Source organism: Paenibacillus arenosi (assembly GCF_014841135.1).
GTDB lineage: Bacteria > Bacillota > Bacilli > Paenibacillales > Paenibacillaceae > Paenibacillus_B > Paenibacillus_B arenosi.
Genome location: NZ_JACYTN010000002.1, coordinates 22560 through 37108, shown reverse-complemented (window position 1 = coordinate 37108; position 14549 = coordinate 22560). Strand labels below are relative to the sequence as shown.

General features: G+C 41.2%; 13 protein-coding genes. 11 read left to right on the top strand and 2 right to left on the bottom strand.

What is annotated here, in order from left to right; translation table 11 throughout:
• Positions 1–90: 90 nt before the first annotated feature.
• Positions 91–411, top strand: a complete 321-nt coding sequence (locus IFO66_RS03205; protein ID WP_192023761.1) for an alpha/beta fold hydrolase — start codon at positions 91–93, stop codon at positions 409–411.
• A 62-nt stretch (positions 412–473) separates the two neighbouring features.
• Positions 474–1217 carry an SDR family NAD(P)-dependent oxidoreductase gene (locus IFO66_RS03200; RefSeq protein WP_192023760.1) on the top strand — a complete coding sequence of 248 codons (744 nt, stop codon included), beginning with the start codon at positions 474–476 and terminating at the stop codon, positions 1215–1217.
• 257 nt (positions 1218–1474) lie between these two features.
• Here IFO66_RS03200 and IFO66_RS03195 read toward each other — a convergent pair whose 3' ends face one another.
• Positions 1475–1855, bottom strand: a complete 381-nt coding sequence (locus IFO66_RS03195; RefSeq protein WP_192023759.1) for a hypothetical protein — start codon at positions 1853–1855, stop codon at positions 1475–1477.
• Between the two features lie 287 nt (positions 1856–2142).
• Here IFO66_RS03195 and IFO66_RS03190 point away from each other — a divergent pair, with 287 nt between their 5' ends.
• The 3 genes from IFO66_RS03190 (at position 2143) to IFO66_RS03180 (ending at position 5165) form a co-directional block, all read left to right on the top strand.
• Complete coding sequence (locus tag IFO66_RS03190; protein ID WP_225445474.1) at positions 2143–2679, top strand: CAP domain-containing protein; 537 nt, start codon at positions 2143–2145, stop codon at positions 2677–2679.
• 155 nt (positions 2680–2834) lie between these two features.
• Entirely contained in the window at positions 2835–4496 is a 1662-nt protein-coding gene (locus IFO66_RS03185) for a multicopper oxidase family protein (RefSeq protein ID WP_192023758.1), read from the top strand.
• Between the two features lie 150 nt (positions 4497–4646).
• The gene (locus IFO66_RS03180; protein WP_192023757.1) at positions 4647–5165 is read left to right on the top strand and encodes a PCYCGC motif-containing (lipo)protein; all 519 of its coding nucleotides are present in this window, start codon (positions 4647–4649) and stop codon (positions 5163–5165) included.
• Between the two features lie 245 nt (positions 5166–5410).
• Here the strand turns inward: IFO66_RS03180 and IFO66_RS03175 are convergent, their stop codons facing one another.
• On the bottom strand, positions 5411–6880 hold the full coding sequence (locus tag IFO66_RS03175; RefSeq protein WP_192023756.1) for an amidohydrolase family protein: 1470 nt from the start codon (positions 6878–6880) through the stop codon (positions 5411–5413).
• A 346-nt stretch (positions 6881–7226) separates the two neighbouring features.
• Between IFO66_RS03175 and IFO66_RS03170 the strand changes: the two genes are divergently transcribed.
• The 6 genes from IFO66_RS03170 to IFO66_RS03145 all read left to right on the top strand — a co-directional run bounded on the left by IFO66_RS03170 (position 7227) and on the right by IFO66_RS03145 (position 14411).
• Positions 7227–7604, top strand: coding sequence for a VOC family protein (locus IFO66_RS03170; RefSeq protein ID WP_192023755.1), 378 nt, complete (start codon positions 7227–7229; stop codon positions 7602–7604).
• A gap of 285 nt (positions 7605–7889) precedes the next feature.
• A complete protein-coding gene (locus IFO66_RS03165; RefSeq protein ID WP_192023754.1) occupies positions 7890–8762 on the top strand; it encodes an AraC family transcriptional regulator in 873 nt (290 codons plus the stop codon).
• Between the two features lie 248 nt (positions 8763–9010).
• Positions 9011–9685 (top strand): response regulator transcription factor, encoded by a 675-nt coding sequence (locus IFO66_RS03160; RefSeq protein ID WP_192023753.1) that lies wholly within the window; start codon positions 9011–9013, stop codon positions 9683–9685.
• The gene (locus tag IFO66_RS03155) at positions 9682–11073 is read left to right on the top strand and encodes a sensor histidine kinase (RefSeq protein WP_192023752.1); all 1392 of its coding nucleotides are present in this window, start codon (positions 9682–9684) and stop codon (positions 11071–11073) included. Before IFO66_RS03160 ends, IFO66_RS03155 begins: the two co-directional genes overlap by 4 nt.
• Positions 11074–11256: 183 nt before the next feature.
• Positions 11257–12249, top strand: a complete 993-nt coding sequence (locus IFO66_RS03150) for an alpha/beta hydrolase (protein WP_192023751.1) — start codon at positions 11257–11259, stop codon at positions 12247–12249.
• A gap of 20 nt (positions 12250–12269) precedes the next feature.
• Positions 12270–14411, top strand: a complete 2142-nt coding sequence (locus IFO66_RS03145; protein WP_192023750.1) for a serine hydrolase domain-containing protein — start codon at positions 12270–12272, stop codon at positions 14409–14411.
• Positions 14412–14549 lie beyond the last annotated feature (138 nt).

Here is a 14549-nt window from a genome sequence, read left to right as displayed (position 1 = left end):
TGAAGTATATTTTAACTTCTATTTTATCGAAATAATTCATGTTAGTTGGAAATACAGATGAAGAAACCATTGAATGAGGAGGATATGCCCTTGCAGAGATATAAATCATCCACTGGCAAGCAGCTTATTTACGAGTCGTATGATAGGTTGTTACTAGCTTGGAATGTCGATTATGTTGAGCGAACCATTCAGACTTCGTTTGGTCATACGCATATTATCACTGCAGGTGACGTGTCGAATCCTCCGTTGGTCCTTTTTCATGGCACAGCAGATAACTCATCGATGATGTGGATATACAATGCTCGATATCTTGCGGAGCACTTTTACCTTATAGCTGTAGATGCTATTGGAGGTTCTGGAAAAAGCGAGCCTAGTGGAGAGTATGGACGTAATTTTAATCAAACGTTGTAGAGTCATGAACCTTGTAAAATGGTAGATATCTAGAGGTTAGACAAAAAGGAGGAACGCACGCTATGTCAACTCGTTATTTTATCATCACAGGAACCTCGAGAGGAATTGGAGAAACATTAGCAAATTCTTTGCTAGAAGATGGTCATTATGTATACGGAATATCAAGGGGAGAATCCCAGCTACTATCTACATACGATAACTATACGCACACTTATTTCAACTTAAGAGAAGTGGATAAAATTAACGACTTATTTACTTCTATCTTTGAGCGAATTAAAGTTGATGCACAAACAGACATGATTTGCCTGATTAACAATGCCGCTATGCTAGAACCACTAAAGCCAATTGATCGGTGCACACCTGAAGAAATTGTATCCAACCTACAAATCAGTTTGATGGCGCCTATCCTTCTTACATCTGGCTTTATACAACATACCGAGAAGCTTCGCACTAGAAAGAAAATTATCAATATCTCTTCTGGATCTGCCATTTATCCTGTTCCTGATATGAGCGTATATTGTACGGCTAAAGCGGGATTAAATATGTTTACCCAATGTGTAGGGGCGGAACAAGCGAATCGAGCGTATCCTGTGGAGATCGTTGCTGTCGATCCAGGCATGGTCGATACGACACTGCAAAAGATGGCGAGAGAACAAGATGAAGCTCAGTTCTCTTGCGCAGGACTTTTTCAGGAAGTCTACACGAATGGGCAGTTACAATCTACTGAGTCTGTAGTCATGCGTATCATGCAAATCATTGAAGAGCAAGTGGAAGCGGGAAGGACGATCACATCTATTACGACTTAATGGAAGGTAGAATCGAGCGCATTCGTAACCAATGCGAGCACAACTTTCTTCTTCACGTGAATATCAACCTTTCCATGAGTATCATTGCAAGATAACATATAAGCTTTTGATAATGTTTTCTTATATAAACCCGTGAAATAATTAAAAACTTTATCATATGTATTATTAATTAAATGAAGAAAGAACCACATATATAAAAAACCGCGCAGAGCGCGGGCAGGACAGAGCGACTATTTATTTTAAACGATAGAGTAAATTTACGACTTCGTAATTAAATAAGGGGTTACCGATCTAGGTAAACTCGTGGCGTTATAAACAGTGATTACCCATACTGTATTCGATAACGGGTAACTCTCAACGGCATAGGCTTGATGGAATTCACCTATGGCCCAACCAGCACTTACAGGATTTCTATTGCTATTACGGATGAACAATCTAATTTCTGCATAATCATTGGCTGGAATCTCAACATCGTTAAAGATATGACGCCGAAATCCTCCTCCTAAATCAAATGAGCTTCTTACAGTAGGAGACATAAAGATTACGTTGATTTTCGGACCTTTTTTGTTTAGTGGAACTGGAAGAGCTTTGTTTCTCGGGCGTGGAAGCAACGGTTTACCAATCTGTTTTTTAATCATCTCATATCCTCCTTGAGCGTTCTATCTTACATAATGAATCTATGAATTATTGTGCTTGGACGAAAATCTAAACTTTATGAAAATGCGTAAATAACCCTCATCGTATATTTGCTCACTATTTAGAAAATGAAGCGGTCTATAACTAATCCAGTTATCTACGTTACTTATAATAAGCCCTTACTTTAAGAGCGGGAGCGGGTGAATCAGCCGACACCATACTAGCAAATCTTCATAGAAATATAGGAGAGCATGCTAGTAATTAGTAATGATAGTGGGAGGCTGCTGCTATGAAGAATGCCCGTGCCATTTCCTCATGTAGAAGAGCAAGACCTTATCCGTTACGGAAACGAAAAATGCTTTATGCGAAAGGATTGCTCATTAAGAAAAGAGTTCGTGCCAAACAGTCTTTTGCTGATGAAGTATTCCGTTTGGTTAATCAGGAGCGAACAAGTAGAGGCCTTAATCCGCTAGTCATGTTAGAGTATAGAGTATCAGACATGGTCTACACAGATTATTTAGGACATATTGCAACGATTAAAGCGGCTGATATGCGAGACAATAACTATTTCTCACATGACTCTCCAACCTTTGGGTCGCCCGGAGAAATGTTAACTAGATTCGGAGTCGATTGGCGTGCGTATGGAGAAAATATTGCAGCTGGTTATCCAACACCGGAAGCAGTAATGGTTGGATGGATGAACAGTCCCGATCATCGTGCAAATATTTTAAGCTCGAACTTTACTTATTTAGGCGTTGGTTATGTACCTGGTAATTCTACTAGTAGATATGCTCACTATTGGGTACAGTTATTTGTTAGGTTATAGATAGATTAGATGTATAAGATGTAGGTCATGAAAAATATACGTAAAGCTACAAGCAGGGGAACCGTAACGGACTCCTGCTTTTTTGATATCTCCATCGTTTCCACACAATTGTTGTGTACATTAGAAACAAAACGCAAAAGATGGAGGTTGAGAGAATGAAAAATAAGTTAAAAATTCTTCTAGCCATCGGTGCAATTAGCATCGTGCTAACGGGATGTTTCGATACAAACAAACATGAAGACATGGATCATTCAAACATGAACATGGAGCAGTCGGAAAAAAGCTCTGAAGCTACAGCTACGCCTAAGGAAGCATGGGGTGACAACAAGTTAACTCAAACTACGCCTGCCGTGGATGGAAAGGAGTACACGATTACTGCTCAAGCAAGCCATTTAAAAGTTTCCAATGACAAGACATTGCCTGTATGGACGTTTAACAACTCCGTACCTGGTCCAGAAATTCGAGTTAAAGTAGGTGATACTGTAAAAATTCACTTGAAAAATGAATTAGAAGAGCCAGTTTCTATTCATTGGCACGGCTATCCCGTTCCTAATGACATGGACGGTATACCTGGAGTCACGCAAGATGCGGTCGTGGCAGGGAAGTCATTTACGTATGAGTTTAAAGCTACTGTCCCAGGAACCTATTGGTATCACTCTCATCAAGACAGTGTAAATCAGGTCGATAAAGGTTTATATGGCACACTTATCGTTGAAGATCCGAATGAAAGCTACGATCGTGACTACACACTCGTGCTGGATGAGTGGATGAGTTCAGGCAGTATGAACATGAATAAAGAATCTGAGGGTGATTCCAGCAGTGATGGCCATAATATGGGCGACATGGAGGGAATGGACCACAGTCAGATGGGTCACGGTCAATCGGAGTCAAAAGAAAGCGAAAGTATGGATCATAGTAACATGAACATGGGCAGTATGGGTGGCCATGATATGAGCATGTACGATGTCTATACGATGAATGGAAAAACAGGTGATGCTATTGATAAGCTTATCGTTAAGGAAGGCGACAAAGTGCGAATCCGTCTCGTTAATGCAGGCTATATTACGCATACGATGCATCTTCATGGACATGAATTCAAGGTTATCGCATCAGACGGTCAACCTGTAAATAGCCCTGCTGTGATAACTGATCAAGGCATGTCTATTGCGCCTGGTGAACGATATGATATCGAATTTACAGCCAATAAACCGGGGAACTGGCTGCTTGAAGAGCACGGTACAGATGATAGAGTGAAAAATATGAGAACGGTTATTGCGTACGAAGGTGTCACGACTCAAACCGACACATCGAATGCGAAAGAAAAACTGCCAGCATTCGATCTCACAAACTATGGCAAGCAAGCACAAACCAAATTCACATTGGATCAGAAATTCGATCAAGATGTTCTAATGGATTTAAATACCGAAATGAAAGACGGCAAGATGGTGTATACGATTAACGGCAAAGTATTCCCTGACACCGATAAAATTAAAGTCGATAAGGGGGAGAAGGTTAAGGTTACGTTTGTAAACAATTCAATGATGGATGACCATCCGATGCACTTGCACGGACACTTCTTCCAAGTGTTGAGTCGAAATGGTAAGCCGCTTGAAGGGGCTCCTGTCATTAAAGATACGCTGAATGTGAAGCCAGGTGAGGAATACGTAGTTGCATTTGAGGCGGATAATCCTGGAGATTGGATGTTCCATTGCCATGATCTGCATCATGCAGCAGATGGGATGGTTACAGATGTGATGTATAAAGGCTATAAGAGCAACTACACGCCTGATCCGACGGTTGGCAATAAGCCCGAGTAACATATCATTTATAGGCTGACGTATTTGAACTTCTGCAGCGTGAACAGACCTGCAGGAGTTTCGTTACGTGAAAAGCAGTAGAAATGATCCGATTGGGTAATTTTTCATGCTATAATAGTAGATATTTAATAAGGGAGTGTGTGTGTCTGCATGAATAAAATAGCAAAATTCGCTGGCGTATTCGCCCTTGGTTGTAGTCTCCTATTAGCAGGATGCAGTAATTCAAGCAATTCTAGCAGCTCTGGTAACTCGAACGCAGGACATAAAGAAGGTCATCAGCAGCATGCGCCAAATGGGGACTTGCAGGAAACAACCGCTTCCTTGACGAAACTGCCAAAGTTTTTGGACGAGCAGCCGGAGCTTGTTCGTACGGCTTACATGACAGCAGCTAATGTTTCCGAACAATTGGAATACATACCTTGCTATTGTGGTTGCGGTGATAGTGCTGGGCATAACAGTAACGTAAACTGTTTCATTAAGGAAGTAAACGAGGACTCTGTTGTATGGGATGATCATGGCACTCGTTGTGGAGTATGTATCGAAACGGCGATCATCACGGCCAAAATGCATAAAGAAGGTGCCTCGCTGACGGATATTCGTGCAGAGATCGATAAGAAATATAAAGAAGGTTATGCGCCACCAACCCCAACCCCAATGCCTAGCGCGTAATTTCATTGTGTAAGTTCAGGAGTATATCTCCTCATAATCTGGACATAAAAACTCCTGAAGGCTGAACAACCGTCAGGAGTTTTTTTATGTTTTGGATGAAAAATATATCTACAAATGAACATTTATATTTATGATAAGGTTTTTGATTAAAATCCCGATATATTTGATAAAACTTTATCATTGTATAAAGGAATTTCATCTGAAATTAGGTTGTGGACTTAAATGGATTAAGGGTTCAAAGTCTCTTATTTCTTTCTTGAAAACTCGTTTATGACTGGGTATGTTTTTACCATGCTCTTAATCTTAGTGTGATCTAGTAAATGTCCGTTCACTACAACAGCATGGATACGAGTTGTATTGCGAATATCAGTCAATGGATTGGCATCCAAAATAACGAGATCCGCTAGTTTTCCTTCCTCTACCGTACCTTGTTTATGCTCACTGTTTAAGTAACGAGCTGGATTGATTGTAGCAGATTGAAGAGCTTCCAAGGGACTCAATCCCGCTTTGACTAGCAGCTGCAATTCTTCATGTAAGCTAAAGCCATAGTACAAGTTCGGCATCATGTACGTAGTATCTGAACCAGCCATAATAGGAACGCCAGCTTGATTCATTTTACGGATCAAGTCCGAATTGATCTTCACCATTTTGTTTACTGTCGTCACTTCTCTTTTATTACTTTGAGTCCGTTTCATTGCTGCAAGCCATTGTTTCTGGATAGCTGGTGCAACATACTTTATTCGTTGATCAGGACTCGGCTTAACGGTACTTGTCATCGTGACCAGCGTTGGGACTTGGAAGGTGTCGTTTTGTTTGAAAATTTCAAAAAGGTTTTGTGACTCCTCGGCATTGTATTGCTCGGCTGCTTTAATCTCATAATCATAGTAGAGCAAATGATCTTTATCGAGTGCTCCATCTGCTACTTCCTTTAGATAACGGTTAAAGATGCCTGACTTCTGCGATGCTGTAGCAATGTGCATACCATGTAAATGCTCAAAACTTCTCATGCCATCGTTAGAAGCTTGGTCCGCTCGTACCGTTAAAGGTAAATGTCCACTTACAGGCAGATTCAGCTTCTTTGCTTCGTCGATAACAGCAGTATATAAGTTCTCAGGCATATAAGAGTACATTTTGACATGATCGACTTTGTGTTGTTTCAATAGTTGAACGGCTTTACGAGCTTCTGCCTCTGTTTTTAAACTAAAATGATGCGGAGGCACTTGGTCATTCGGGAATTTATTGATGACCTTTCCCGAATACGCAATGCGTGGCATTAATGTACCTTTGTTGTGCATCTTTTGCGTCAATTTCACATGATTCAGACTGGTGCCCATTTCTCTGACGCCTGTTACACCGTTTGCTAATAGAAGAGGAACCGCACTATCCATGAAATGTTCCATATGAACGTGCATGTCCCACAAGCCAGGAATGACATATTTACCGGAAGCTTTAATAATACGAGCATTGTCAGGAACATCGATATTCGCCGTATCATCAATACGCGCGATCTTGTTACTAGTAATGATAATGGACTGTTTTGGTGTAAGCTTACCTGAGTTCACGTCCACAACGGTTACGTCTTGAATAATAAGGTCGCTTTTTCCCTTCGGGCTAGGTGGACCAAGTAAGGAGTAGGTCGTATGTGCGAGCACCCCGGATATCATGATGACGATTAACATCATGATACTGTTTTTGAATAGAACGTTTTTGGACAAAATGATACACCCTTTCTGATTGCTGATATGGCTGTAGGCCAATCAGTCGCTGCATAGTTACAGGGTGAATATACAATCACATTCGTCATTTGACATAGTGACGAGATGTCATTAGTTAAGTAATTACACGTCATTTGTGAGGCTGCTTATTGGCTTAAGCGTAATAAAAGTATCTATATAACGAAGAAAATGAAGCAGCATCCAGAATCCGTCATTCATTCCTGCTTGTCTGCGATCTTGAATTATGATTATACTGAATAGCATGGTTATACTTGATATAGTCTACGGCTTAAGCTTGTAGCTGATGGGTATAATAGCTGTTATTCGATTCTAGGGAGTGTACAATATGATCAATCAAATTGGACAAATTATGCTGTATGTGAATGATCAAGATCAAGCAGTGAAGTTTTGGACAGAAAAGGCAGGATTTATCGTCGTTTCGGAAGAAAGTCAAGGCCCAATGCGCTGGATTGAAGTAGCACCGACGCAAGGTGGGCTAACGAGCTTCGTTCTTCACAACAAGCAGTTGATCGCTGAAATGCAGCCTGATATGAACTTAGGCACTCCTTCCATCATGCTATTTACCGATGATTTAGAGGGGTTATACAATCGTTTCAAGGAAAATGGGGTTACCGTTGGTGATGTTGTAAGCCTACCTGGTGGCCGTGTATTCAACTTTGCTGATGACGAGAATAGCTATTTCGCAGTAATGGAAAAGAAGTAATTTGAAGTTAGGTGGATTGAAGCGTCATCACTTTATGTGATGGCGTTTTTTGATGTTACTAGGTTATGTTGTGTAAGTGTTTTTGTATGCAAATTTCCCTTAAGAGATAAACTAGAAAGAAAATCTGACATGAAGGATGTCCCTTCCATTGAAAATACCGAATAGACAACTAGATTAAAAGTTTAGTAATTCAGGCTTAAGGGTTTATAACCAACATAATTGAGCACAAAAAGTCGGGTTGCATGTAATGCTTCTTGTTAAATTAGTAACAAGTGAGGTTATTTTATGGATATGTTAAAAGGAATGAATGAGGCATTAAACTATATTGAAGAGAACTTGGATAAACATATTAACTTAAAAGAAGTAGCGAGCAGGGCTTTTTTTTCGGAGTACCACTTCAAACGGCTTTTTTCTCTTCTTTCGGGTATTACGATATCTGAGTATATTCGTAGGCGTCGATTAACGATGGCTGCCTTAGAACTGAAAGACCCTAATGTAAAGGTAATAGATGTTGCAATTAAATATGGTTATTATTCTCCAGATGCCTTTTCACGAGCGTTTCAAGGTTTTCATGGTGTTACTCCATCATTAGCACGAAAGCTGGATCAGAAATTGAAAGCATATCCAAGAATGGCCTTTCAACTAACAATTAAGGGAGGCATTGAAATGAATTATCGAATTGTCGAGAAAGAAGGATTTGTAGTTTTTGGAATTAAATATAATGTTGAGGCGGTGAATGAGACTCTTTCACCTACTTATGAGGATATGTTTACAGCTATTAGTGAGACGACAATGAAGGAATTAGAATCGCTGGCTACTCAGGAACCGTTTGTTATTGTACATGTATCGGTTAATTACGCAGAACACGATAACGGGAAGGCGACTTTTGAACAGTATATAGGAGCTGTTACTACAACAAAAGAAAAGATAAAGGAATATGCAACATTAGAAGTTCCCCCTTTATTATGGGCTATTTTTGAAGTAGATGGAGACTGGCTACAAGTTGAGGAACATTGGAAGCGAATCTATTCTGAGTGGCTACCATCTTCTTCCTATGAACTTGCGGAAGGCCCTGAAATACTAGCTAGTAAAAATCAAAAAAGTGAAATTTGGATTCCAATTATGGCTGCCGTCAGCAAATCGAAACACCTTCCATAAAGGGAAATATAGAAGCCTTTTTATAGTCTGATCAGTTACGAAAGCAGTGAAATCAAAAGAACAAAGCAAACCCTTGATTTATCTACGTTAAGCAGAAAATCAAGGGTTTTTGGTTTGAAAACGTCTTAGAATATAATTTTCGCAAAAGTTTGTTACGTATACATTTTTATATTAGTCTAGAAGAGTAGAAATTTTTTTAGTAAAATAGTCATTTTCATACAGGATAGAGAACAGGGAGAGTGGGACGAATGCCTACGATACTAGTTGCTGATGACGATGCGAACATTCGTGAGCTGGTCTGTTTGTTTTTACGAAATGACGGGTTCGACATAGCCGAAGCCGTGGATGGTAAGGATGCACTAGCTATTTATGCCTCCAGGCCAATTGATCTTGTCATCCTTGATATTATGATGCCAATCATGGATGGCTGGGCGTTATGTAAGGAGCTGCGAAGAGCCAATCCTGATCTTCCATTACTTATGCTCACCGCGAGGGGCGAAACATGGGAGAAAGTGAAAGGGTTTGAACTTGGGACGGATGATTACTTGACGAAACCGTTCGATCCATTGGAAATGATGGCTCGCGTTAAGGCACTGCTGAAACGATATAAAATTGGTTCGACGCAGTCCATTCGGTTCGGTAACATTACGCTTGATCATCAGAGTTATAAAGTATTAAGGGGTCAGGACTCGTTAACACTCCCGCTTAAAGAATTCGAGCTGCTGTATAAGCTATCCAGTACCCCTGGGCAAGTCTATACACGCGAGCAGTTGATCGAGCAAATTTGGGGGATCGATTACGCAGGAGATGAACGAACGATAGACGTACATATTAAACGCCTGCGTGAACGTTTTGCTGATGCGCCTGATTTCCGTATAGAGACGGTGCGTGGGCTTGGCTATCGGCTTGAGGTGAGTGAATGATTCGCTCCCTATATACACGTGTTGTTCTGACATTTCTAGTCTCGGTAATTGGGGGAACAGTTATTGCTTTTTTAGTGGCAACTTGGGCTTTTGAAGATGAGTTGAACGACAACTTGCAAGTAACATTAGACGACTTTGGCCAAGATATCGTCCGAATGTATGAGACATTTCCATTACAAGACGCAGATTCGTTTGTAAACGGAATGAAACAGCTCAATTCTTATTATTTGCGAATGTACGATGAATCAGGTCATCTTCAGACTTATGGGGCGATTGATGGACATGAGCCTCTTCATGTGACCAATGAGCAAATGAAAAAAGTATTAGACGGTGAGGTTGTTCAAGTTAAGACGAATGGGATTAATCCTATTCTTTTAGGATTACCGGTAAAAACAGAAGTGGGCACGAAAGCTATGTTTCTGGAGCGACGCTCGCCATCTTCAACCTCATTTCTTCAAATGTGGACGTATCATTTTATGATATATTCGTTGATCGCAGGAAGCTTGTTGATTCTGGTCGCCGCTGTGTTCGTGGTAAGACCGATTAAGAAGCTTACGCAAGCGACCAAACGTATTGCAGGTGGAGATTTCAACGTCAAACTGAATATTAAACAACAAGGAGAACTAGGAACGCTGGCTCGCAGCTTCGAAGACATGATGCATGATCTACAGCAGCTTGAGCAGATGCGCAGGGAATTTGTAACGAACGTGTCGCACGAAGTTCAATCGCCGCTTACTTCGATATCCGGCTATGCGGTAGCGCTCAAGCAAGTAGACGTTGCAGAGCATGAGCGAAGTCGTTATCTCGATATTATTATTACAGAAGCAGCTCGCATGTCCAAAATGAGCGATAGCCTGCTCAAGCTGAGTATGCTTGAATCGCAGTCACAACCACTACAGCTGGCTGCATTTAGCCTTGATGAACAGATGAGGCGAGCTATCATCGCCATTCAGCCTCAATGGACAGCTCGGAGTATCCGTTTTGAGCTAGATTTGGAGGCCGTTCGCTTAGTGGCTGATCCTGATCTATTAAACCAAGTATGGATCAATATTATCGGTAATAGTATTAAGTTTTCCGAGGATGGCGGTGTTATTAGCATCAGCATCAAACAAGTTAGTAACAATGCGATTATCCAAATAACCGACACGGGGATTGGTATTCCTTTAGAGGACCAAAAGCGAATCTTTGATCGGTTTTTTAAGACGGATCGCTCCCATAGTCGTAAGTATGACGGCAGCGGATTGGGACTCGCCATCGTGAAACAGATCATAGCACTTCATAAAGGCGTTATCCGAGTGGAAAGTGCGTCAGATCAAGGGACGACCTTCATTGTCACACTGCTTCTAACAACGCCCATAGCGTCACAGGATGTTACTGAAATTGTCTAACCGCATACACGTATTCTCGATGCTACAGCAGTATGTGCAAGCTTCCTTGCATATGACGCCGTAGCATTTTTTTTGCCAGTTCATACTCCGTTCATATTGCGGTCATAGGGAGTACATCTTCCTTGTATAAGCTGTCCTTAGCGGCTCGTAAAGTCAGCCCTACATACATGTGGACAGGAGAAGATGAGCGTGGAGTTAAAAGAAGAGCTACTAAATAAGAGGCCAATCAGGAGCTGGAAAAAACCGATTGTCATTCTTCTTACATCAATAGGGATTTTAGCGGCGGTGATCGTGCTTTTTCTCGCCATTGTGTTTGCTGTTGATTTCATAAGTAGCAAATCAGAGCAAGCAAAAATAAAATCCTATGGACAGCTTGTGCCTGTAGATGGGAAACGGATGAATGTTCTAATTGAAGGTAAAGGGGAAGAAACGATCGTACTCCTACCTGGTTATGGCACAGCCTCACCAGTACTTGATTTTAAACCGCTAATCGCAGAGTTATCTCCATTTTACAAAGTTGTCGTGGTTGAGCCTTTTGGTTATGGATTAAGCGATGCAACCGAAAAAGAGCGGACCACAGACAATATTGTAAGTGAAATTCATGAAGCGCTGCAGCAGCTTAATATCGACAAGTACATACTAATGGGTCATTCCATTACAGGCATTTACGGGCTCGAATATGTGGATAAATATCCGAACGAAGTGAGCGCATTTGCTGGCATTGATACGAGTGTTCCAACTCAACCTGGTATGGATGTTACCTTCCCATTAAAAAAATTCACATTCCTCAAGCAGTCAGGTCTCCTAAGATTGATTATGAATGTAAGCGGTGATGCCTATGAAGGACTGCCATTTGATAATCAAACAAAAGAACAAATGAGAATGATTGCGCTGAAAAACGCGTACGAAGCTACTCTTTTAAACGAATTGAAACATCTTTCTACTAATTTTAAAGAGGCACATCCGACAACGTTTCCTAAAGATCTTCCTATCATTTTGTTTATACAAGGCAATAATCCGCCTGTTGAAGGTTGGATACCTTTGCACGAGGAGCAAGTTAAAGATTCGGTACATGGAAAACTAATTAAATTAGACGGCGGACATTATTTGCATCATACCCAATCAAAAGAAATAGGTAAGCAATTCAGGTCATTTATGAACGAGATGAAAAAGTAAATAGATAGGAGAAGATGTGGATGAAACGAGGATCAGTAGTGAAAATGAAGTTGGACACTAGTTCAGGTGGAATTCGAGTTGTGATCGTAACCCTAGCTCTTATATTAACGATGATCGCACCAATATCTGCAATGGCCGCAAAGAATACTACGAGTAGCAATCCTCTTTCTGTTAAAACTTTTCATACAACTAAGAAAATAGCTGCCGAAAAAGCGAAGCTTCTAATTGAAACCCGCGGCGTCACAAGTGTGCAATATGCGCTCATCGATCAGGGCGAGATCGTTATTTCGGGACAGACAGGCAAAAATGATATAAAGGGTGAGATACCCCTTACTTCAACTACGATGTACGGCATAGGCTCAACGAGCAAAATGGTGCTGGCAGCAGCTGTGATGAAGCTTGTTGATCAAGGGAAGGTGGATTTAGATGCGCCCGTTGTTAACTATGTACCAGACTTTAAAATGAAAGACTATCGATATAAGCAGATTACACCGCGCATGCTGCTCAATCATTCTTCAGGCCTTCATGGATATATAGGTCCAAATGCAACCTTGTATGATGATAATGATACGCATGCACACGATACCTTGTTAGCGGAATTGGCAGTGCAGGACTTAAAGGCTGAGCCAGGAGCATTCTCGGTATACAATAATGTTGGCTTTTCATTAGCTGAAATATTGGTTGAGAGAGTTAGCGGCATGAGCTTTTCAGCCTTTATACACAAGTATTTTACAGAGCCGCTAGACATGAACCATACGAAAACACCTCAAGATCATCTGGACCCAGCAGCACTGGCAGGGACTTATCACCCTAATTTTAAAGGTCAACTCCCAACCGAAAGTTATAATGTCATCGCTTCTGGTGGTATGTATTCCACAGCTGAAGATATCGCTAAATTCTCTCGTATTTTCACGGGAGATGTCGATGGTATTCTTTCTAGTCAATCGGTAACCGCTATGGAACAACCAGAGTATAAGAAGGGAATGTGGTCACCAGACGCCGATTCTTCTCTATCATACGGATTAGGCTGGGATAGTGTGAACTTGTTCCCATTCAATCAATATGGTATCAAGGCGCTTGTGAAAGGCGGAGATACGGCAGCCTATCATTCCTCATTAGTCGTGCTTCCGGAATACAATATGGCAGCAGCTGTTCTGTCTTCAGGTGGCGTCAGCGCAATCGATCAGCTGTTGGCACAGGAACTGCTGCTTAGCGCACTGCAAGAGAAAGGCGTTATTAAAGAACGGAAGCCGGAGAAATCGCATGGCGTGCCCGTAAAGGCGGATATGCCGCAAGAATTGTTCCAGTATGCGGACATTTATGGTGGCGCTTCAGGTTCGTTACTGAAGGTGGAAATGAATCCTGCGGGCGGCGAGTTGTCTGTATCTACGATTACAGCTCCGAACAATCCAGTGCGAAAGTATACGTACACGGCGGATGGTTCTTTTGTAAACGAAAAAGGTACGGAAAAGTACAAGTTCGTTGTTGAGAAAAATGGACGCACTTACTTGTGGTCCCGCTCTTATTTATCTATTCCGGGAATGGGTCAGCTAGCTTTCTCAGAATATATCGCCGAGAAACTAGAATCAAATGTCTTATCTCAAGAGGTACTGGACGTATGGAAACAGCGTGAGCATAAAAAATACTATTTGCTAAGCGAGAAATATTCATCAATGTTTTACTTCAACGGTGGGCAAGTTCTACAATTTCAGATGAGTAAAGATGCACCTGGCTATGTGTTAAATCATAAGATTATCGATGCCAACAAAGCAGCTAACAAACTGCAACTCCCTGTGATAGCTGGTCGAGATTCTATGGAAATCAACTTCTATGAGAAGAATGGAGTAGAGTATTTTACGCTAGCAGGTCACTTATATGGTAGTGAAGTGCTTGTAAAACCGATTTATTCGGGTGCACAATCTACGACAACGATCCAAGAAAATGGCCATGCGAAGTGGTTTTCAGTACCAGCAGCAGCTAAAGGAAAGGCCATGTCCGTTCAGATGCCTGCTCATGCTTCCTTTGCTGTATACGATCAAGCAGGTATTTGTATAAACTACTCGGTAGTGAGTGGTAATAATGAGGTCTTACTACCGGAGAATGGCCGTATCTTATTTGCAGGCGATGCTGGTTCCAAGTTTGTTATTTCATTGAAAAAGTAAAATAAATGAACAAAATCCGAGTACAGTACATGCTATAATGCCCTGTATTCGGATTTTTTCTGGCGAAAAATACCCTCGAAATATTTAGAAAAACATAAGAAATATCCAATGGTCAATAAACATATATTGCAAATGAAA